This window comes from Streptomyces endocoffeicus, assembly GCF_016741935.1.
Taxonomy (GTDB): Bacteria; Actinomycetota; Actinomycetes; order Streptomycetales; family Streptomycetaceae; genus Streptomyces; species Streptomyces endocoffeicus.
Genome location: NZ_JAERRG010000006.1, coordinates 64,117 through 84,101, shown reverse-complemented (window position 1 = coordinate 84,101; position 19,985 = coordinate 64,117). Strand labels below are relative to the sequence as shown.

Below are 19,985 nucleotides of genomic sequence, written 5' to 3'. Positions count from 1 at the left end.
CCGACCGATCACCGACAGGAGAGAACGACCATGGACGACAACGCCCGCTACCAGGTGCTGCGCAACGACGAGGACCAGTACTCGCTGTGGCCCGCCGACCTCGAGGTGCCCGAGGGCTGGCACGCCGTCGGCAAGGAGGGCACCAAGGACGAGTGCTCCGCGTACGTCGACGAGGTGTGGACCGACATGCGGCCGCGCAGCCTGCGCGAACGCATGGACAACGCGGCCTCCTGACCCGGGCCTCGTAACGCGGCGCGGCCGGCGCGTGATGGCGCCGACCGCACCGGGCCCCTCAACTTCCTCATACGATCACGCGGTTACCATCCTTTGAACAGTCGGCCGCGGCGTGAGGGATCGCGCCCGGATACGGAGGAGAACACCACGTGACCGCGCAAGGGGTAGCATCCCAGACCGGAAGCGGGCCGGAGCCCCCCAACACCCCTCTCAACCAGGGGCGACCGCACAGCGCCCGGATGTACGACTACTTCCTGGGCGGCAAGGACAACTACGTCGCCGACCGTGAGGCCGCGGCCAAGGTCCTCACCCTGTGGCCGGGTGTCATGATCGCCGCCCGGACCAACCGGGCCTGGATGCACCGCGCGATCCGGTTCCTCGCCGACGAGCGGGGCATCCGCCAGTTCCTCGACATCGGCACCGGGATTCCCACCCGGCCGAATCTGCACGAGGTCGCCCAGGGGATCGCCCCGGAGTCCCGGGTCGTCTACGTGGACAACGACCCCATCGTCCTCGCCCACGCCCAGGCCCTGCTCAAGAGCCACCCCGAGGGCCGCACCGCCTATGTGCACGGGGACATCACCGAGCCCGAGGCCATCCTCGCCTCGCCCGACCTCACCGAGGTGCTGGACCTGTCCCAGCCGGTCGCGCTGAGCCTGGTCTCGCTCCTGCACTTCGTCCCCGACGAGTGGGGCCCGTACGACCTCGTCCAGCGGCTGGTCGACGCGCTCGCCCCCGGCTCCTTCCTGGTGCTGAGCCACATCACCCCGGACTTCGACCCCGAGGCCACCCAGAAGACCGTGCAGGTGTACCACAGCGGCGGAATCCAGGGGAAGATCCGCACCAGGGACGAGGTGGAGCGCTTCTTCACCGGTCTGGAACTGGTCGAACCGGGCCTGGAGGTGCCGCACCGCTGGCGGGCCGACCTGGCCGAAAGGGACTCCCATGTGGAGACCGGCGATGTGACCGACGCAGAGGTGTCCTTCTGGGCGGGCGTCGCGCAGAAGTCCTGACCCGGGGTCTCCCGGACGGGGTTCAGGGACGCGGTCCGACGGTCGTGGTGCCGTCGCGGATGGTGATCGCCAGCGCGGGACAGGAGTCCGCCGCGTCCAGCACCCGCTCCTCCTCCGGGACCTCCTCGCGTCGCGGCCGGGCGTGCTCCTCGTCGAGGACGAACAGGTCGGGGGCGATACCGGCGCACATGCCGGACGCCATGCACCGGCCGCCGTCGACCTCCGCCTTCCAGGTCATCCGGCTCACCACCCGATGGGCATGACACGGGGCCCGCGGACCAGCATCTGGCCCTTCCACTCCACATCCCCGGCCGGCCGCAGATTCGGGAAGCGGGTGATCAGCGCGCCGAGCGCCTCCTGGAGCTCCAGCCGGGCCAGGGGCGCGCCCAGGCAGTGGTGCACACCGTGGCCGAAGCCCAGGTGCTGGGTGGCGGGGCGGGCGACGTTCAGGGTGCCCGGCTCGTCGAAGCGCAGCGCGTCGCGGTTGGCCGAGCCGACGGCGACGAGCACGGGCTCCCCGGCGCGCACCAGGGTGCCGCCCACCTCGATGTCCTCGGTGGCGTAGCGGGGGAAGGACGCCGCCATGCCCAGCGGGACGAAGCGCAGCAGCTCCTCGACGGCGCCGTGCAGCAGTACGGGCTCCTCGCGCAGCCGGCGCAGTTCGTCCGGGTGGTCCAGGAGCGTCAGCACGAAGTTGGGGATCTGGGTGGCCGTGGTCTCGTGCCCGGCCACCAGGATGCCCACGCACAGATCGACGAGCTCGAGCTCGGACAGCCGGTCGCCCGCGTCCCTCGCCTCGATCAGCGACGTCATGATGTCGTCCCGCGGGCGGATGCGATGGTCCTCGATCAGCCCGGCCATATAGGCGCGCAGCTCATCGCGGTTACGGTCGAACTCCTCGGCGCTCAGGGAGCTGGTGGACAGCGCGGCATCGCTCCAGGTGCGGAACTTGGGCCGGTCCTCCTCCGGGACACCGAGCATGGTGCAGATGACCCCGACCGGAATGGGCAGGGCGTAGCGGTCCACGAGATCGACGGGTGGCCCCGCGGCCTCGAGCTCGTCGAGCAGGTCCTGGGTCAACTTCCTTACCCATGGGCGGAGTTTCTCCACCTGGTGGACGGTGAACGCCTTGGCGACGAGGGTGCGCAGCCGGGTGTGGTCGGGCGGGTCCATGGTCAGGATGCCGCTGTCGCGGCGGCCCTCGGACTGCCGTGGCACATCGTGGTGGAGCGCCGCGGCCCGGCTGAAGCGCCGGTCCCCGAGCACCAGCCGGGCGTCGGCGTACCGCGTGGCCAGCCAGGCGGGCTCACCGTAGGGCATGCGCACCCGGAGTAATCCGGTGTGGTTCCTGGCCTGGTCGTACGCCTCGCTGAGCGCGAGCCCCTCGGCGGAGTTGAAGGGGTAGGCGATGGGTGTGGTCTCCGCTGTGGTCACCGTGACCTCCCTTGCGTAAGCACGTGCTTACAAAGCTAGGAGGCGGCGGCTGGTACGGTCAACGGCCCCTTTGCGCCGTTGATCTGACGGGCCGGAGGGAATCGCCGGAGGCAGACGAGAGGGGTGTCGTGATGGGGACGACCGTGTCCGAGGGGCAGCGCCGGGACGCGCGGAACACACGTCGGCGGCTGCTGGAGGCCGCGGTGGCGCTGTTCGCCGAGCGGGGCTACGAACGGGCGACGGTCCGGGACATCGCCGATCGCGCGGGGGTCAACCAGGCGCTGCTGTTCCGCTACTTCGGCTCGAAGAGAGCGCTGTTCGGCGAGGTGATCGCGCACAACGGGGAGGAGCAGCTGCGCACCACCCCACCCCATGAGCTGCTGGAGGCCGCCCTGCGCGGGCTGTTGGGCCACGGCGGCAGGGAACCGGGCAGCCGCGCGCTGGCCACGCTGCTGCGCTCGGTGGACAGCGGCGACGAGATCGGTACGGCGGTGCGCGCCATCAGCGACGACTACGCGCGGGTGCTGGCCTCCCTGTCCAGCGCCGACAACCACGAACTGCGGGCGGACCTGGCGCTGTCCTGGCTGCTCGGCATAGGGATGATGCGAGTGCTGGTGGGCAAGGAGCCGCTGGCGGACGCGGACCCGGACGAGGTGTGCGCGCTGGTCACCTCCGCGCTCGGCGCCCTCCTGGACGGCCTTCCGGCGGCGAACGGCAGGCGGTAGGAAGCCATGCGGGCCGTACGGAGCCGGGCGCTACTCGCGGAACTCCCCGCGGGGCGTGGTGACGACGCGACGGGCCCGGGCCGGGGTGACCACCTCGCGGAAGGCCGGATCGGTGAGCAGGACGACCGGGGCGATGCGGTGCGGGGAGTCGCAGTGCCAGTGCGGCAGGGCGGCCTCGAGCACGGCCCAGGACTGATCGGTGGCGCCGCGGTCGGCCAGCGCCCTGGCCAGGTCCAGGGCCTGCTGGAAGGTGCGGGACTCGGGCAGGGCGGGCGGGGCGAAGGCGGCGGCCCTGGCCATCCAGGCGGTGCCGTCGTCGCCCTCGGTGGCGGCGCCACTCGCGGCCACACCGCCCGCGCCCACGACGCCGTCCACGCCGTCGGGGAGCCGCGGCAGGATGTCGCCGAGAGCCGAGAGATAGCCGCCGGGGGTGCCGGTCCACTCCTCGGCCGCGCAACGCAGATAGAGCGGGGCGGCCTCGGCCCGTAACTGCTCCATCCCGATCGCCTCGATGACGCGCGGGTCCCCGAGGATGCCGGTGCGTATCCAGTGGTGGGCGGCGCTGATGTCGAGGAACGCCCCCAGGATGATGCCCAGATACGCACCGGCGCCCGAGCCCTTGACCGCGGCCTGTTCGAAGGTGGCCATCGCCATGCGCACCTCGCCCCGCAGGGCCTGCGCCCTGCCCTCGGCCACCAGATCCTCGGCGGTCCCGGGACGTCCCATGCGCACCTCGTGGGCCGCCTGGTCCTCGAAGCCGGTGCGCTCCTCGGCCACCAGCTCGGCGAACGAGGCGTGCCGGTCCCCCAGGGCCGGGTACCAGCTCGCCCAGATGTACGCGGCCCACTCCCCGTCCTCGGACACATCGGCGGGGTCCAGCAGCCAGTGCTGGGCGTCGCCCTCCTCGGAGACCAGCAGCGCCCGGTCCATGAACGCGGTGTCGTCCCAGTCCTCGCCCTCACCGCCCCGGATGACGCTCCAGGTCTCGGGGTCGGCCTCGCGCAGCCAGCCGACGGTCTTGGCCGGGCGCATCCGCCACATGAACGGGCTGATGTTCAGCCAGCCGTCGGAGGCGCCCAGGAAGGTGCGGTAGCTCGGCGGGAGCCGGGTGCCGAGCCGCTCCTCCAGGGCGAGAACGCTCTCCTCGTCCGCGCCCTCGAACCCGAGCCATCCGGCCGCCCGTTGCCCGTCGTCGACCTCGCTCAGCTCCTCCTCGTCGGCCACCCGCAGGATGGTCGCGCTGTACTCCGCCAGATAGGACCGCCACTGCTCGACGGTCCGCGGCGGCGCCGTCGCTGACCCCGGCTCCGGGACGGCCGACACCGAGGTGCCGCGGTATCCGGTGGGCGCCTCGCCCGCCCGCTGGTAGTGGCCGATGAAGCCCTTCGGCTGGGGGGCGGAGGTGAAGAGGCGGACCTGGGAGAGCTGGATCTGGTCCTCCCCCGCGTTCCGGGTGATCTCCAGGCGGTAGTGGCGGTGGGCGTTGGTGGCGGCGAAGGTGAATCCCCGGGGCTGATGGCGGTGCGCGAAGCTCTCCTCGACGCGGGAGTCCAGGTCCACCCAGTGTTCCCCGTCGTCCGAGCCCTTGAGGGTCCAGTCCTTCGGGTCGCGGCCCGGGACGTCGTTGGCCGAGGTCAGAACGTAGTGGCCGACGGCCACCGGCCGCCGCAGGGTGAACTCCAGCCAGGCGCGGTCGCCATGGCCCAGCCACTTGTGCCATGAGTCGTGCAGCAGGTTCTCCGCGACCTCGCCCGCCTCGGCGAACTCGCTGTGCGCCCGGACCTCGATGACCAGGTCGGTCACCTCGGCCTCCGGACCGGGCTCGGCGGCGAGCAGCGACACCGTGCCCGAGTGGCCCGACGGATCGCCCCACATCACCCGCTCGACGGGCGGGCCCCCGTCCTCGATCAGCAGGCGCAGCTCCTGGCGGAGCCCCGGGGCCCCGGACCCACAGCCCTCCACGGTGCGGAAGCGGTGCATCACCTCCTCCAGCGCGCTGTCCCGCAGCGGTGAGCGGCCCTCCAGCACCCCCCGGTACTCGGTGAGCGTGCCGTCGGCGGCCCTGCGGTGTCCGTAGAACTCCGTCATCGCCGGCCGGAAGCCGATCGACGCCTCCGCACCGTCCTGTCCGCGCCAGGCAAGCCGGACCGGCAGCGAGCCCTCGCCCCGGTCGAGATGGACCAGCAGCCGCGGGGCGGGCCGCCATTCGGCGGAGCCCGGGGCGCGCCACTCGGTGCGGTAGGCGCACACCGCCGCCTCGGCGGGGCGCTCCTCCGCCATGAGGTGCATCCGGGCGCAGATGCGGGACGGCTCGACGGTGATCCGGTACAGCCAGAGCAGCCCGCGCGCCTCGGCGCAGCCCCGGACGCACAGCGTGTTCAGGCCCGCCACCAGCGCCTCACCGGGGACCGCGAAGGCCACCTCCCGGGGGCGGGCGCCACCGGGCACGGTGAACCGCGAGATCACCGCTTGCCCGTTGACGGTGATGTCGATGGGCGCCCATCCCAGGGACTCCCCCAGTGGTGAGACCCGCGCGATCAGGGTCAGCGTCAGCTGCTCCGGCAGTTCGCCGCCGTCCAGCGCGAAGTCGAGCTCGACTCGTCCGCCCGCGCCGATCGCGAGACGGTCCCGGTCGGGATGGCACCGTATGTACCGGGCCGCGCCATTGCCGAATCGAGGCGGATCGATGGTGAAATCCGCAAAAGTCGCTCGCACGCTGTGCTCCTGATAGGGCCGTCTGGTCCATTGACATGTCGTCGGGGCATGGGTGCGGGTGGCCTCACAACACCCGGATGCTGTCGATGCTAGGGCGGCCGGCCAGGCACCGTCCGGGATCCGCGACGATCACTAGGGGGATGCGGGTCGGCCCCTCCCTCCCCCGCGCAGCACGGCCCCGAGGACGGCGGGGCGCATCAGCGCGGTGGGCGCGGCGACCATCGACATCACCTCGTGCAGGGCCTTGCAGACCGCCGGATCGACGGTGGCACGCCGGATGACCCGGTCCAGATAGCGGTGCTGGGCCCGCACCCCCAGTCCGGCGGGGCCGCCCGTGGTGGCGGGAAAGCGCACATCCTCGCTGGAGGACAGCAGCCACGCGGTGTCCGTGGCGGCCGCGATGCCCTTACGGGCGGTATGCGCCGTACCGTGGCCGATTCCGCCGTGGCGCTCGGCGGCGGCCCGCAGTGCGCGGGCGCCGAGCGCGGACACGGTGATGCCCTGGCCGTAGACCGGGTTGAAGGTGCACACGGCGTCGCCGATGACGACCAGCCCCCGCGGCGCCCGGCGCTCGTAGTGCCGCCGCACACCGGGGCCGGGCCAGAAGCCGCGGACCGCACCGGCGGGCTCGGCCGCGGCCAGCAGCTCGCGCAGGCTCGGGTCCCGCAGCAGCCGCAGCTGCCGGTCGAAACCGGACGCCCCCGGCTCGGCCTGCGCTCCCCGCATACTGCCGACGCTGGCGATCCACCGGCCGTCCTCCACGGGCAGCACCACGCCGAGCCTGGGCGCGTCGGGGGCCTTGGTCTGCAGGTAGAGCGCGTCGAAGCCCGGATCCGCCCCGGCGGTGCGGTGGTACATCCGGCTGGCGTACGACACCCCCGCGTCGACGCGCTCCTCGGGGGTGGGCGGACAGCCCAGCCGGGCCAGCCAGGACGGGACCGAGGAGGTGCGCCCGGAGGCGTCGACCACCATCTCCGCGCGCAGCTCGCGCACCCGGGCGCGGGCGTCGCCCCGCGCCCGGACCTGGACGCCCGTCAGCTCGCCCGGGGTGCCGAGGAGTCCGACGACGTCGGTGTTCTCCAGCCATCGCACCGAGGGCTCGCCGCGCACCCGGCGCAGCACCGTATGGTCGAGCAGCGGTCTGGTGCAGGAGAGGAACGCGACCTCGCTCTCGTACTTCGCGAGCCACCCGGCCGCGCTGAGCCAGCGCACGCCCGACATCGGAACCCGCACCGCGCCGGCGGTCAGCAACTCCTCGCGCGCGCCGGGCATCAGCTCCGCCAGCGCCCGATGCCCGGCCTCGAGCAGCAGATGTGCGTGGCGCGCCTGTGGAACGCCCGAGCGGAACGCGGGCCCCTCGGGATAGCGGTCACGCTCGACTATGACAATGCGCTCGGCGTATCCCCGCAGCGCCCATGCGGCCAGCAGCCCGGCGAGACCTCCGCCGATCACCACCGCGGTCCCTCGCTCCATACCTTCCCCCGGTACCCCCATACTACGGAGCGTAGTGCATGATCATCCGAGCGTCACCACCCCAACGGGTGGTAAATACAACCGCTTCGACGGCTCAGGCGCCTTCGGCGGCCTCGGTGATGAAGGTGTCGAGGACTCCGTCGGCGATGCGCACCGGTCCCTCGGGGCGGGTCTCGCCCGGGATGGTGCGGATCTCCCCGGCCCGCCGCGCGTCGGCCGCCGCCTCGGCGAACCACCCCGCGGCCTGGGCGTCATCGCCGTCGAGTCGGGCGCCCAGCGCGTCCAGGGTACGTTCCAAGGCGCGCCCCCACAGCGACAGCGCGTCCAGCCAGGGCGTACTGTCCGCCACGAATCCCCGGTCCGCGGCCCCGGCCCTGATGCGCTCGGGCGCGGCGGCGAGCAGCCGGGCGTACGGGCGCAGCTCCCGCAGGGCCGCTCGCCCGTGCCCCGCCTCCCAGGCGGTGTGGAACCGGTCGAGCCGCGCGGCGAGTTCGGGGGCCTGCGGCTGCCAGGGTTCGGCGCCGAAGGTGGGTGCGAGGTGCTGGGTGTCGAAGAAGGCCAGCAGCGAGCGAACGGTCCCGTCGGTACGGCCCGGGTGCGCGCCGGGGCCGTCCCCGGCGAGGTAGCGGGCGGCGGCCTCCCAAGTGCGGGTGGCGTCGTAGCCGGTGTCGTTCCAGGCGAAGTCCGCTCCGCCGAAGAGGGCGACCTTGCTGGCGGCGGCCTGGTTCATCGGGTTGAGGACCAGGCCGGAGAGCTGCCGGTGCAGTCCGGGCTCACGGGCGTCGTACGGCGCGAGCAGCAGCCGGCCCTCGGCCTGGCCGTAGTCGTTGACCGGGTAGTTGTCCCAGACGAAGACCTTGCGCCCCCACACGGTGGCGGCCCGCTCCGCGTCGGCCACGGTGATCCGCGGCGGCACCACATCGGTTCCGGTCCACATCACCTCGACCCGCGAGTCCAGCCGCTCGCGCAGGACGCGCTTGTACGGGGTGTCGGTGACGTCCCCGTACTCGGTGGGCACCATCTGGAGCGGCCTGGTGTCCGCCCGCTCGTCCAGGAACGTCTTCTGCACCGTGTTGAGCAGGTCGGACTGGGCCTTGGCCGCGGCCTCCGACGAGGGGTTACCGTAGGTGGCGCGGTCGGATTCGCAGTTCCAGCGGGTGTAGCTGATGTCGTCCAACGGCATGGAGAAGCTGCGCACCCCGAGGTCGTAGACCGCGTCCAGCTTGGCCTCCAGCGCGGCGAGGTCGGAGGGGTCGCTGTAGCAGATGGAGTTGCCCGGGGAGACGGCGAAGGTGAACCGCACATGGTGGTCGGTGGCCTGCCGGACGAGCTCGCCGAGCTCTGCGAGTTTGGCGGCCGGATACGGCTCGCGCCACTTCTCGCGGTGGTAGGGGTCGTCCTTCGGCGCGTAGATGTAGGTGTTCATCTTGACGTCCCCGTAGAACGCCAGTTGGTCCATGCGCTCGGCGTGGGTCCAGGGACTTCCGTAGAAGCCCTCGATCACCCCGCGCAGCGGCATCAGCGGATGGTCGGTGACCGAGACGGACGCGATCGTGCGGTGGCCGGAAACGAGCTGACGCAGCGTCTGCGCCGCGTAGTACGTCCCGTCCGAGTCGGCGCCCGCGAGCGCCACCGAGCCGCGTCCGGCGGCGAGCGCGTAGCCCTCGGCGGGCAGCGGGCCGGGCACCCGGCCCCCGGCGGCCCGAAGCGCCCTCTCGACCCGTGGATCGGCGATCCGGCCGACGGTCACGGTCAGCTTCGGCCCGGGGCCGTCCTGGATCCGCGAGGCCCCCGCGCGGCGCAGCACGGAGGTGACGAGATCGCGGGTCGGACGGTCCACACCGTCCGATATGACGAGGCGGACGCGGGAGGGGACGTGGACGTCCGCTCCGATGCGGGACATCTCCTGCGGGCGCGGGGTGACGACCGGCAGCGCCCCGGGGGCGGTGGCCGTGGTGGTGGACGCGGTGGCGACCGCGCCGGTGGGCAACAGCAGGGCCAGCAGGGTGAACAACACCGTGACGGGTGCCAGGGTTCTGAAGCGACTGCGCATGGGACATCTCCTCCGTGGCGTTCGGGGGCCTTCGGGGGCGGTGCGGTGCGGTGCCTTGCGGTGATGCGGGGGCAGTGTGCGGTGTGCCGTACGCGGGGCGAGCCCGCGGCGGGGCCCGGCGTATCCCTACCCAGCGATGTGCCCGGATGATCGACCCCGCCATGGGTCGTCAAACGCCGTACCGGCCCGGCCACTTACGAGGTGTCCGGCGGACCACGCGGCGGCGCCGCACACCGATGCTTTCCCCTCCCTGCCCCTTCCCACAGTGTCGATTTGCGGCTCCGCCGCGCGGCGGAGCCGCATACCGATGCCGCGGGAAGGGGCGAAGCCCCGGTCCGGGGTCTGGGGCGAAGCCCCAGTTTCGGGAAGGGGCGGGGAGGGGAGCAGCCCGCCGCAGCGTCACGATCCGTCGGCCCCCCTACGGCCGAGGCGCCCGGAGGGCGAGGCGCCTTACCGGGGCGTGACCACCGGCGCGCCGGTACCCGGCGAGAACCGAGGCGCCGTCACCCCTTGAGCAACGCGTCGACCACCCGGCCGAAGAGCAGGCGGCCGGACCATGCCGTGGGCGGGTCGAACAGGCGGGGCAGTCCCCGGAGTCGCGCCTCCTCGCGCCATACCACCTCGGATCCGCCCTCCCGGGGGCGCACCTCGATCTCGGCCCATCCGAGGACCACCGAGCCGCGCTTCTCCAGCCTGCAGCTGCCGGGAGTGTCCCCGGTGGGCGGGTCCCAGCGCACGACCTCCATGGGGTCGTCGAATCCGGCGCGGCCGACACCCGTGCGCACCACGACCACGGTGCCCACCCGGGTCGGCCCCGCCGGACGCACGGTGACGCCGCTCAGCGGCACATGGGCGCCGTGGCGCGGCCAGTCGGTGAGCCGTCGCCAGGTCTCGTCGACGGGCAGTGCGGAGCGCCGCTCGATACGGAAGGGGGCCACGGCGGGATCGTAGGCGATCGACGGCCGGGGAAGCGGTCGTGGCGGCTGAGGCCATTGACAGCTCGGATCCGCCTGTTACCTTCCACAGAAGGAGAGAGATCCTACCTTTCTGGTCCGGCATAGACAGAAGTCGCCCCACCAGAGGGATTCTCGCAGCTCAATCAGGTTCAGACCTTCCAACACGTCGGATCTCCACGGCTCCATAGGAGAAGGAGAACGAGAGATGAAGAGACTCGCCGCAGGCGCGGCGCTCGCCCTCGCCGCCGTCTTCGGGTTATCGCAAGTGCCGCAGGCGGCCGCCACCCCCGCGCAGGAGACGGCCACCTCCGCGGCACCGGTGTTCAGCGTGATGGACTACGGCGCCAAGGCCGACGGTTCGTCCAATGATTCCGGCGCCATCGAGAAGGCCATCACGGCGGCCAACGGCGCCGGGGGCGGAATCGTCCGCTTCCCGTCCGGACAGTACAAGTCCAAGAACACCGTCCACCTCAAGAGCGAGGTGACCCTCCAGCTGGACTCCGGGGCCACGATCCTCGGTTCGAGCGCGGACACCTATGACAAGCCCGAGGCCAATCCGAACGACGACTACCAGGACTACGGCCACAGCCACTTCCACAACGCGATGTTCTACGGCGACAAGCTCACCAACATCGGGTTCACCGGTTCGGGCACCATCGACGGCGCGGGCAACCTCATCACCGGCAACCCCGACTCCGGCGAGGCGGACAAGATCATTTCGCTGACGCGCTGTGACGGACTGACCCTCGACGGGATCACCCTGCGGCGCGGTGGCCACTTCGCGGCCCTCATCAACGGCTGCAAGAACGTGACCTCGGACCACCTCACCATCGACACGGCGAGCGACCGCGACGGCTGGAACATCATCAGCACCACCAATGTGACCATCACCCATGCCGATATCGCCGCCAACGACGACGCGCTCGTCTTCAAGAGCGACTACGCCCTGGGCGCCAAGCTGTCCAACGGCCATGTGAAGGTGACCGATTCACATCTCTCCGCGAAGTGCTGCAACGCCCTGATGTTCGGCTCCGAGACCTGTGGTGACTTCTCGGACTACAACTTCCAGGGCATCACCATCACCGGTGCGGACAAGTCCGGGCTCGGCATGGTCTCGATGGACGGCGCCAACATCTCCGATGTGCACTACCGCGACATCACCATGACCAATGTGCACTCCCCCATCATGCAGAAGATCGGGACGAGAAAACGGTGTGGCGGAAATCCGGGAGTCGGCCACATCAGCGACATCACCTACGACAACATCACCGGGACCGGGAACACCCCCTCCTTCAGCCCGACGCTGTGGGGCGAGTCCGGTGGCAATCACATCAGCGGTGTGACCTTCAACCAGGTGAATCTCACCGTGCCCGGCGGCAACGGCACCATGTCCACCGCTGTTCCCAGCAATGACGCCGACGACTACAACCCGAAGAGCATCGGCACCCGTCCCGCCTTCGGCTGGTATCTGCACAACGCGGATCACATCACCTTCAACGACAGCTCGGTGCGGTTCGCCAAGAACGACGGGCGTCCGGCGGTCATCGCCAACTCCGGGAGCGCGCTGCGGTTCGACCACTTCACCGCACAGCGCGGCAGCGACAGCCCGGCGGACGTCGTCGTCCAGAACGTGTCCGGCTACTGCCTCGCCGACAGCGCCAACACCTCCGGCGGAGCGCTGCGGGTGAGCTCCAGCGGATCCAGCGAGAACTGCTCCTCATGACCCACGACGGGCCGGCCGTGGCAGACCACGGCCGGCCGTCGAAGGCGGTCAGCCGCGCCTCTCGGAGCCGCCGACCACCTCGTGACCGACCGCGTCGGGCAGGTCGGCGGGACCGGCCGGATCCGCCGTGCCGGCCAGGTCGCGCAGGCCCTCCGGGAGCGGCCCGGTGTGCACCACGCCCAGCCGCTGGGTGGCCCGGGTGAGCGCCACATAGAGGTCGCTGGTGCCGAACTCCGCGGGCTCGGCCACGATCACGGTGTCGAACTCCAGCCCCTTGGCCTGCCGGGGGTCGAGCAGTACCACCGCGCTGGTCAGGTCCGGGGACCGGCCGGTGGACGCCTGCGGGAGCGCGGCTGACAGCGTGTCATGGCGGTCCTTGGGAGCGATCACCGCGAGACGGCCCTCGGTGCGGGTCTCCCGCGCCACGGCCGAGGACACCGCGCCGGGCAGATCGCCGGTGTGCTCCGCCCACGGCCGCACCCCGGTGGCGCGCACCGAGCGCGGCGGCTGGAAGGCGGGGTCGACGGTACGGGCCACCCGCGCCGCGACGTCCATGATCTCGGTCGGGGTGCGGTAGTTGACGCCGAGCCGGCTGTGCTCCCAGCGGTCGCCGACGTACGGCTCCAGGATCGAGGACCAGGAGCCGCAGCCACCCGGCTCCGCGGTCTGCGCGGGGTCGCCGACCAGGGTCATCGAACGGGTCGGGCTGCGCCGCATCAGCAGCCGCCACGCCATCGCGGACAGCTCCTGGGCCTCGTCCACGATGATGTGGCCGAAGGCCCAGGTGCGGTCGGCGGCGGCGCGTTCGGCGGCGCTGCGGTGGTCGCGCTCCTCGGCGCGGTCGGCCAGCCGTTCGGCGTCGATGAGGTCGTGGGCGGCCAGCACCTCCGACTCCTCGTCCTCGCGGTCCTCGAACTCCAGGGTGCGGGAGCCGTAGGAGAGGTCGAGCACGCCCTGTGCGTACTCGATGCGCTCCTGGCGCTCGGCCTCCGCGGCGGCGCGGGCCGCCGCGTCGTCATGGCCGAGGAGTTCGGCCGCCTCGTCCAGCAACGGGACGTCGGCGGGGGTCCATTCGCCGTCGGTGCGGCGGATCGCGGCGGCGTCGGCGTCGGAGACGTGGACGGGGTCGCCGAGGAAGTCGGCCACGAGCTGCCGCGGGGTGAGGGCAGGCCACAGCTCCGCGATGGCCGCGTGCACCTCGGGGTTGACCGCGATGGCCTTGCCGAGCTGGGCGACGTCGTCCGGGCCGAGGAGGTTGGGCCCGCCGAGGGGGTCCGCGCCGATCCGGTCCACGAGCTGGTCGGTGAGGGCGTCGATGACACGGAACGCGAAGTGCGGACGGGCGAGGTTGTGCGGCAGCCCGGTCTCCCGTGCCTTGTGGCCCGCCTCGGACGCGATGTCCCTGTCCAGCACCAGATCGCCGTCGTCGTGCTCGATGACGATCGCGGGGTCGGGCAGCGTCTGCCGGTCCCGTACGAATCGGGCCAGCGCATCCGCCATCTCCGGGCGGCCCTTGACCTCGGCCGCCGCGGGGGTGTCGGTGCCGGTGGCCGTCACACCGGGGAAGAGCTCGCCGAGCGTGGCCAGGAGCACACCGGTCTCGCCGAGCGAGGGCAGCACCTCGCCGATGTAGCCGAGGAACGCCGGGTTGGGCCCGACGATCAGCACCGCGCGGCGGGCCAGCGACTCCCGGTGCGCGTAGAGCAGATACGCGGCGCGGTGCAGCGCCACGACGGTCTTGCCGGTGCCGGGGCCGCCCTCCACGACGTGGACGCCGTGGTGCGGGGCGCGGATGATCTGGTCCTGTTCGGCCTGGATGGTCTGCACGATGTCATGCATCCGGCCGGTGCGGGCGGCGTCGAGTGCGGCGAGCAGCACGGCGTCCGCGTCGGATCCCTCATGCCCGGTCCGTATGGTGTCCGAGAGGTCCAGGATCTCGTCGTGCAGCCCGGTGATCTTGGGTCCCTCGGTGGTGATGTGGCGCCTGCGGCGCAGCCCCATGGGGGTGTGCCCGGTGGCGAGGTAGAACGGACGGGCCACATCGGCCCGCCAGTCGATGACCAGCGGGGTGCGGTCCGCGTCATCGCGCCGGATGCCGATGCGGCCGATGTGGTAGTCGCGGTCGTCGCGGAACAGCAGCCGGCCGAAACACAGCCCCCGCTCCCCCGCCTCGAACGCGGCGAGCAGCCCGGACCGCTCGGCCACCAGCACATCGCGCTCCAGCCGCGCCTGGAAGGTGGTGCCCTCCAAGGACAGTGCCTCGGTCACCGACTCCTCGGCTCGTGCCCTGAGCTCGGCGAGGCGCCCATTGAGCAGATCAAGGAATTCTTGCTCACGGTCCCATTCCTCGTTTGACAATTCGACTCCCGCCGGGATACGATGACTTCATCAGGTTTCCCCATGCCATAAGCGTAATGGCAGAGGAAATCCCCAATATACGCCGAGAAACGCCCCGGCCGTCAAGGCAGCCGGGGCGTTTCTCTGTTTTATGACCTCATTTCACCTGGATGACGTGTTTGCCGCGGACACCGCCGGCTTCCAAGGCGCGATGGGCCTCTCCGATACCGGAGAGCGGATGCACGGTGTCGACGACCGGCCGGATCGCCCCGTTCTCCACATACGCGGCGAGGTCGGCGAAAAGCTGATGCGTGGGATTGCCGGAGAAGGCCCGCACCCGCCGTGAGCCGTGCAGGGTGGAGACGAGGATAGAGCCCAGCGCGGACAGCGGACGGTCTGCGTCGAAGGCGATGGACACCATGCGGCCGCCGGGCGACAGCAGCCCGCGGTACGCGGCGAGCCCGGTGCCCACTGCGTCCAGTACGGCGTCGAAGGGACCGAGGGCGGTCGGCCCGGTGGTCCGGTAGTCATGCGCCTCATCGGCTCCGAGCTCCCGGACCAGGTCGAGCGCCTTCGCTCCGGCGAGCGCGGTGACATGGGCGCCGAGCGCGTGTCCGAGCTGCACGGCGACGCTGCCGACACCGCCGGCCGCCCCGCGCACCAGCAGCCGCTCGCCGCCCCGCAGGCCGATCTTGTCGCGCAGCGCCGTGATGGCCGTGGTGCCGACGATGGGCAGGGCCGCGGCCCGGACCAGATCGATACCCTCGGGCGCGACGGAGAGCTGACGTGGCCGGACGGCCACGTACTCGGCGGCCGCCCCGAACGTCCCGCGCGGCGTCGCCCCCCACACCAGGTCGCCCACCGCGAGATGGCCCACGGAGGAGCCCACCTCGGCGATCTCCCCGGTGATGTCGACACCGGTACCCTGGGGGAACTTCCGCCCGGTCACCAGCTTCAGCTTGCCCGCCCGGCCCGAGAGCTCGCCACCGTTCACGCTCGTGGCGTGCACCCGCACCAGCACCTCGTCCGGACCGGCCACCGGCTTCGGCACGGTGCCCTCGTACAGCACCTCGGGAGGTCCGAACCGGTCGTACCGCGCCGCGCGCATCTCGCTCATCGCCCTCATCGTCCCTTTCGCACATCGGGGTTGCCGCCACGCTAATGCGCGCAAAGGGGAAAACCGCCCGGTCGGCGTAAGGTGAGAAACATGCCCGCTCACGCCTCTCATATAGCGCCCGCCACCGATGACCGGGACACCGGAAGTCCGGGGTTGCGGTCCGACGCGGCGTCCAACCGCCGACGTGTCCTCGATGCGGCCCGGGTGCTCTTCGTCTCGCGTGGGCTCGATGTGCCGATGGCCACCATCGCCCGTCATGCCGGGGTCGGGGTGGCCACGCTGTACCGGCGCTTCCCCACCCGGGAGGCGCTGGTCAGGGAGGTGTTCTCGGACGAGTTCGCCACCTGTGCGACGATCGTCGACGACGCCCTGGCCGACGACGACGCATGGCGGGCCTTCCGCCGGACCATCGAGACGGTGTGTGCTTCGCAGGCGCAGGACCGGGAGTTCAACGACGCCTTGCTGTTGTCGCTCCCCGACACGGTCGGCTTCGAGCGGGAGCGACTGCGGATCGAAGAGGGCTTCGCCGAGGTGGTCCGGCGCGCCAAGGCGGCGGGGCGGCTGCGCGAGGACTTCGACGTGTCCGACCTGAGCCTCGTCTTCCTGGCCAACAAAGGTGTCATCGGCGACGCCGCGACCGCACCGGCCGCGTCCCGGCGGCTGGTCGCCCACCTCCTGCGGTCCTTCGAGGCGGGGCGGGCCGAACCGGCCCGCCCCCTCCCGCCACCCGCCCCGCTGGGGCTGGGCCGGTTGCCCCGGACAGCCGAGGGATGAGCTATCGGGCGGTGCCGAAGTCCTGCGTCCAGTAGTTGCCGGGCTGCGCCAGGCCGACGCCGATCTCCTTGAAGTCGCAGTTCAGGATGTTGGCCTTGTGGCCGGAGCTGTTCATCCAGCCCGCCATGACGCTCTTGGGCGAGTCATAGCCGTAGGCCACGTTCTCGCCGTAGGCGCGCCAGGAGTAGCCCGCGCGCTCGATCCGGTCACCCGGGGAGGAGCCGTCGGAGCCGGTGTGCGACATATTGCGGTGGGCCGCCATGTCCTCGCTGTGGTCCTGGGCGGCCTTGGTCAGCTTCGCGTTCACGGTCAGCGGCTGACAACCGGCCTTGCCGCGCTCGCTGTTGACCAGGTCCACCACTTCCTGCTGGTCGGTGGCGGCCGCGGAGGGGGAGCCCGTGGAGGGGGCGGAGGGGGAGCCCGTGGGGGTGGCGGAGTGGGAGCGCGCGGGGGCGAAGTGGGAGCGCGCGGGGGCGGTGTACTGCGATGCCATCGCGGCCGAGGGAACACCCACGGCGGCCACGGCGAGCGTGGCGATGGCTATCTTGCGGCGGTGCGTCGTGCTGCTGCGGTGCTTGCTCATTCGGGACCTCACACTCGGTTGAGGCCCGTCATTCTTGGAGCCGTCCGCCACTCGGGCAACACACGTGTTCGTACGACACGGGTTCGTAGTGAGGACGGAACTTGCGCTCAGCGGAGAGTCATGCTGAGCGGGTTCCGGGGAAGGCCGCGGTGGCCCGACACGCCATCAGAAATCCTGGCAACCAGGCGAGTGGGTGGCGGGCCCGAAGTGCCGGGGCCGGGGCGACGCAGAATCCACCATGTCCGACAGGACAGACAAAACCCACTATGCCGCCTAGTCGATATGCGCCGCTACGCCCCCTTTACTCCGGCGCCCTGTGTGAGAGATGTCATGACATGGCGGTGGGCGGTCAGCGGCGGTAGATGGTGATCGAATGGCCGACCTCGTCAATCGGACGGCTGCCGTCGATCAGCGCCGCCAGCCGTCCGGTGGCCTGGGCGATCGAGGAGTCCGAGACCACCAGCAGCCCGCGCACCTCCTCCGGGGCGGCCCGGCGTGGGTCGGAGGCGTGGATGCCGTAGGCGGACGGCACACCGCTGCCCTTGTAGACGAGCCAGATCCGCTCGCCCCGGTAGCGCTCCCGGAGGCGGTCGGCCAGCCGCCCCAGGTCCTGCCCCCAGTCGACGTTCGAGTCGTGCAGCCGCAGATGGGTCCGGGACGGACCGCCGAACGCCTCGTTGGAGTACGGCAGGTAGTACGGATACGTCCGCAGCGAGCTGACCGCGACGAACAGCACCAGCGCCAGCGTGACCCCGTACGCCCATCGCCGCCGCACGGCCATCAACCCGGCCGCCGCGACCGCCAGGAACATCGGCAGGAAGATGGCGTACCGCACCCCGAGGTTGCGGGCCCCGTCCAGGGCGGCGAGCAGCAGCACGGCCGCGGGGACGAGCACATACGGCGCGGCGGGCCGCAGCCGGGGCACCACCAGCACCGTGACCGCCCCGGCCGACCAGAGCGCCAGCATGCCCAGGGGCGTCTTCACCAGCAGCGCGACCGGCAGGTAGTACCACAGCGACCCGAGGTAGCGGCGGCCGAGCAGAAACCCATGCCAGGTGTCCTGCTCGAAGCCGAACTGGATGCGCATCCCGTCGCGGTACGCCTCCGGCAGCGGCAGCCAGTGGACGGCGAGCCCGCGCAAGCCCCGGACGGCGGGCACCGGCCCGGTGGGCGTCCAGCGCAGCCGGGGGTCGACCAGGAGGTAGGCGGCCCACACCACGGCCACCGCGATCAGCGCCATGGCCACCGCCGCCGCCACTCCGATGCCGAGCGACCGCACTTGGTCGCGCGGTGTGCGGTGGTGGGTGCGGCGGGCGTACCAGACCGAGAGCACGGTCAGGAGCAGCAGCACCGGGACCGCTGCCAGCATGCTCATCTTCGTGGCGAGGGCGGCGCCGAGCGCCACCCCGGCGAGTGGAAGGTGCCATCGCGGCCGCCGCCGCGCCCGCCACAGCAGCCAGACCGATGTGAGCAGGAAACCGGCCGCCGGTACGTCGAGTGTGGCGAGCGAGCCGTGCGCGATGACATCCGGCGAGAAGGTGTACAGCGCGAGGGCCACCGCCCCGCCCACGGGGCCGGTCAGTTCGCGGGCGAACGCGAACACCACCAGCCCGAACAGCAGCGTCAGCGCGATCATCGGCAGCCGTGCGCACAGCATCAGCCGCCAGGGGTCGTTACCCGCCTCGTACAGCACATGCCGCCCGAGCGCCGTCTGGTCACCGGTGAAACCGGCGTCGAGGTGCGGCCGGGCGAACGCCACCCCCGTCGCGACGATGAGCTTGCCCAGCGGGGGGTGTTCGGGGTTGTAGCGCACCCGGTGATGGTGCAGGGAGTCCACCGCAGCGCCGACGTACACCGGCTCGTCGATGGTCGGCGTCTGCTCCACCGCCGTGGTGACCATCGCGAATGCCATCTGGACGAGGAGCGCCGCGACGGCGGCCACCACCAGCCACCGCCGATGCCGCGCCGACGCCGCCGGCCACCGGCCCTTCGACCCGCCGACGGTCCTGGTCACGCTGTCGATCACACCGGCCCACCGCATAGCGACAGACGCTAACGCCCTCGTGCCCCCGCATCCGGCAGCCGCCCGAAACTTGCGCCAAGTCCGCAAACCGGCCCGGACGCCGCGGTGGGCATCGCTAACCGGCCGCGGGCCAGCCGTGTTCGAGGAGGGCGAAGGCGGCCTCGACGGCCTGCCGGGCGTCGGCCCGGCCCCGGGCGAAGCTGACGGTCTCCAGCGCGAAGTGGGCGAGCGCCGCACATCCCGGGTCGTCCTCGGGGGCGCCGGTGGCCTCGGCGACGGCGGCGGCGAGAGCGGCCTCGTGGCGCATCCACATGCGGCGGCCGTACTCCCGCAGCGCCGGGGTGCTCTCCGTCAGTTCGACGAACCGCGCCAACTGGGGGTCGCCCGCACCGTCGGAGTGCATCCGCAGCGTGTGCTCGCGCAGGGCCCGGGGGATGGACATCCCCTCGGGCCGGTCGCGCACGACGGCTATGAGGGCGGCTTCCCGGTCGGAGTCCAGGTCGAAGAGCAGGGCCTCCTTGCTGGGGAAGTGCTTGAAGACCGTGGTGGTGGAGACGTCGGCGGCCTCCGCGATGTCCCGCACGCTCACCTGGTCGAAGCCGCGGTCGAGGAACAGCCTCAGGGCCGCGTCCGCCAGCGCCTGGCGGGTGGCGGCCTTCTTGCGCTCACGGCGCCCCATCGTCTCGTTCACGGGGACCACTCTAGCCGCATGTGGACCGAATAGAAAAGTTGAGTCGTTGCACTTTTTTAGTCGGTGTGCTCTTCTGTTCGCGTCCCGCCCTTTCGGCTCCCGTCTTTCGGAACCCCGCGCCGAGCGCGTTGAGA

The 19,985-nt window shown here is 71.6% G+C and carries 16 protein-coding genes; 5 read left to right on the top strand and 11 right to left on the bottom strand.

The window, feature by feature from the left end:
• Positions 1 to 30: 30 nt before the first annotated feature.
• Together JK364_RS17135 and JK364_RS17130 are read left to right on the top strand one after the other, a co-directional pair.
• On the top strand, positions 31 to 234 hold the full coding sequence (locus JK364_RS17135) for an MbtH family protein (protein ID WP_201851962.1): 204 nt from the start codon (positions 31 to 33) through the stop codon (positions 232 to 234).
• Positions 235 to 383: 149 nt separating this feature from the next.
• Positions 384 to 1,247: an SAM-dependent methyltransferase gene (locus JK364_RS17130; protein ID WP_201851961.1), complete on the top strand. Its 864-nt coding sequence runs from the start codon at positions 384 to 386 to the stop codon at positions 1,245 to 1,247.
• Between the two features lie 22 nt (positions 1,248 to 1,269).
• On the opposite strand, the gene JK364_RS17125 is transcribed toward JK364_RS17130, so the two are convergent.
• A complete protein-coding gene (locus JK364_RS17125; protein WP_201851960.1) occupies positions 1,270 to 1,485 on the bottom strand; it encodes a ferredoxin in 216 nt (71 codons plus the stop codon).
• 5 nt (positions 1,486 to 1,490) lie between these two features.
• Positions 1,491 to 2,681 carry a cytochrome P450 gene (locus JK364_RS17120; protein WP_201851959.1) on the bottom strand — a complete coding sequence of 397 codons (1,191 nt, stop codon included), beginning with the start codon at positions 2,679 to 2,681 and terminating at the stop codon, positions 1,491 to 1,493.
• Between the two features lie 131 nt (positions 2,682 to 2,812).
• Between JK364_RS17120 and JK364_RS17115 the strand changes: the two genes are divergently transcribed.
• Positions 2,813 to 3,406, top strand: coding sequence for a TetR/AcrR family transcriptional regulator (locus JK364_RS17115; RefSeq protein ID WP_201851958.1), 594 nt, complete (start codon positions 2,813 to 2,815; stop codon positions 3,404 to 3,406).
• Positions 3,407 to 3,436: 30 nt separating this feature from the next.
• On the opposite strand, the gene JK364_RS57020 is transcribed toward JK364_RS17115, so the two are convergent.
• The 4 genes from JK364_RS57020 to JK364_RS17095 form a co-directional block, all read right to left on the bottom strand.
• Entirely contained in the window at positions 3,437 to 6,121 is a 2,685-nt protein-coding gene (locus JK364_RS57020) for an SMI1/KNR4 family protein (protein ID WP_201851957.1), read from the bottom strand.
• A 132-nt stretch (positions 6,122 to 6,253) separates the two neighbouring features.
• On the bottom strand, positions 6,254 to 7,594 hold the full coding sequence (locus tag JK364_RS17105) for an NAD(P)/FAD-dependent oxidoreductase (RefSeq protein ID WP_230992090.1): 1,341 nt from the start codon (positions 7,592 to 7,594) through the stop codon (positions 6,254 to 6,256).
• Positions 7,595 to 7,688: 94 nt separating this feature from the next.
• Positions 7,689 to 9,647, bottom strand: coding sequence for a glycoside hydrolase family 84 protein (locus tag JK364_RS17100; protein WP_201851956.1), 1,959 nt, complete (start codon positions 9,645 to 9,647; stop codon positions 7,689 to 7,691).
• A gap of 503 nt (positions 9,648 to 10,150) precedes the next feature.
• Complete coding sequence (locus tag JK364_RS17095) at positions 10,151 to 10,585, bottom strand: SRPBCC family protein (protein ID WP_201851955.1); 435 nt, start codon at positions 10,583 to 10,585, stop codon at positions 10,151 to 10,153.
• 223 nt (positions 10,586 to 10,808) lie between these two features.
• Between JK364_RS17095 and JK364_RS17090 the strand changes: the two genes are divergently transcribed.
• Positions 10,809 to 12,326 (top strand): glycoside hydrolase family 28 protein, encoded by a 1,518-nt coding sequence (locus tag JK364_RS17090; RefSeq protein ID WP_201851954.1) that lies wholly within the window; start codon positions 10,809 to 10,811, stop codon positions 12,324 to 12,326.
• Positions 12,327 to 12,374: 48 nt separating this feature from the next.
• Here the strand turns inward: JK364_RS17090 and JK364_RS17085 are convergent, their stop codons facing one another.
• The gene (locus tag JK364_RS17085; protein ID WP_201851953.1) at positions 12,375 to 14,684 is read right to left on the bottom strand and encodes a HelD family protein; all 2,310 of its coding nucleotides are present in this window, start codon (positions 14,682 to 14,684) and stop codon (positions 12,375 to 12,377) included.
• A 136-nt stretch (positions 14,685 to 14,820) separates the two neighbouring features.
• Entirely contained in the window at positions 14,821 to 15,780 is a 960-nt protein-coding gene (locus JK364_RS17080) for an NAD(P)-dependent alcohol dehydrogenase (protein WP_201851952.1), read from the bottom strand.
• Between the two features lie 90 nt (positions 15,781 to 15,870).
• On the opposite strand from JK364_RS17080, the gene JK364_RS17075 reads away from it, so the two are divergent.
• Positions 15,871 to 16,554 carry a TetR/AcrR family transcriptional regulator gene (locus tag JK364_RS17075; RefSeq protein WP_201851951.1) on the top strand — a complete coding sequence of 228 codons (684 nt, stop codon included), beginning with the start codon at positions 15,871 to 15,873 and terminating at the stop codon, positions 16,552 to 16,554.
• A 1-nt stretch (position 16,555) separates the two neighbouring features.
• Here JK364_RS17075 and JK364_RS17070 read toward each other — a convergent pair whose 3' ends face one another.
• From JK364_RS17070 to JK364_RS17060, 3 genes are all read right to left on the bottom strand, one after another.
• Positions 16,556 to 17,137 (bottom strand): CAP domain-containing protein, encoded by a 582-nt coding sequence (locus JK364_RS17070; protein WP_201851950.1) that lies wholly within the window; start codon positions 17,135 to 17,137, stop codon positions 16,556 to 16,558.
• A 349-nt stretch (positions 17,138 to 17,486) separates the two neighbouring features.
• Complete coding sequence (locus JK364_RS17065; RefSeq protein WP_230992118.1) at positions 17,487 to 19,049, bottom strand: ArnT family glycosyltransferase; 1,563 nt, start codon at positions 19,047 to 19,049, stop codon at positions 17,487 to 17,489.
• 226 nt (positions 19,050 to 19,275) lie between these two features.
• On the bottom strand, positions 19,276 to 19,839 hold the full coding sequence (locus tag JK364_RS17060) for a TetR/AcrR family transcriptional regulator (RefSeq protein ID WP_201852227.1): 564 nt from the start codon (positions 19,837 to 19,839) through the stop codon (positions 19,276 to 19,278).
• Between the last annotated feature and the right edge of the window lie 146 nt (positions 19,840 to 19,985).

What these genes read in the sequence shown, in the direction of transcription:
- JK364_RS17135 (WP_201851962.1), top strand. Translation starts at nt 31, where the DNA reads ATGGACGACAACGCCCGCTACCAGGTGCTGCGCAACGACGAGGACCAG.
- JK364_RS17125 (WP_201851960.1), bottom strand. Translation starts at nt 1,485, where the DNA reads ATGACCTGGAAGGCGGAGGTCGACGGCGGCCGGTGCATGGCGTCCGGC.
- JK364_RS17115 (WP_201851958.1), top strand. Translation starts at nt 2,813, where the DNA reads ATGGGGACGACCGTGTCCGAGGGGCAGCGCCGGGACGCGCGGAACACA.
- JK364_RS17105 (WP_230992090.1), bottom strand. Translation starts at nt 7,594, where the DNA reads ATGGAGCGAGGGACCGCGGTGGTGATCGGCGGAGGTCTCGCCGGGCTG.
- JK364_RS17100 (WP_201851956.1), bottom strand. Translation starts at nt 9,647, where the DNA reads ATGCGCAGTCGCTTCAGAACCCTGGCACCCGTCACGGTGTTGTTCACC.
- JK364_RS17090 (WP_201851954.1), top strand. Translation starts at nt 10,809, where the DNA reads ATGAAGAGACTCGCCGCAGGCGCGGCGCTCGCCCTCGCCGCCGTCTTC.
- JK364_RS17080 (WP_201851952.1), bottom strand. Translation starts at nt 15,780, where the DNA reads ATGAGCGAGATGCGCGCGGCGCGGTACGACCGGTTCGGACCTCCCGAG.
- JK364_RS17075 (WP_201851951.1), top strand. Translation starts at nt 15,871, where the DNA reads ATGCCCGCTCACGCCTCTCATATAGCGCCCGCCACCGATGACCGGGAC.
- JK364_RS17070 (WP_201851950.1), bottom strand. Translation starts at nt 17,137, where the DNA reads ATGAGCAAGCACCGCAGCAGCACGACGCACCGCCGCAAGATAGCCATC.
- JK364_RS17065 (WP_230992118.1), bottom strand. Translation starts at nt 19,049, where the DNA reads ATGGCATTCGCGATGGTCACCACGGCGGTGGAGCAGACGCCGACCATC.
- JK364_RS17060 (WP_201852227.1), bottom strand. Translation starts at nt 19,839, where the DNA reads ATGGGGCGCCGTGAGCGCAAGAAGGCCGCCACCCGCCAGGCGCTGGCG.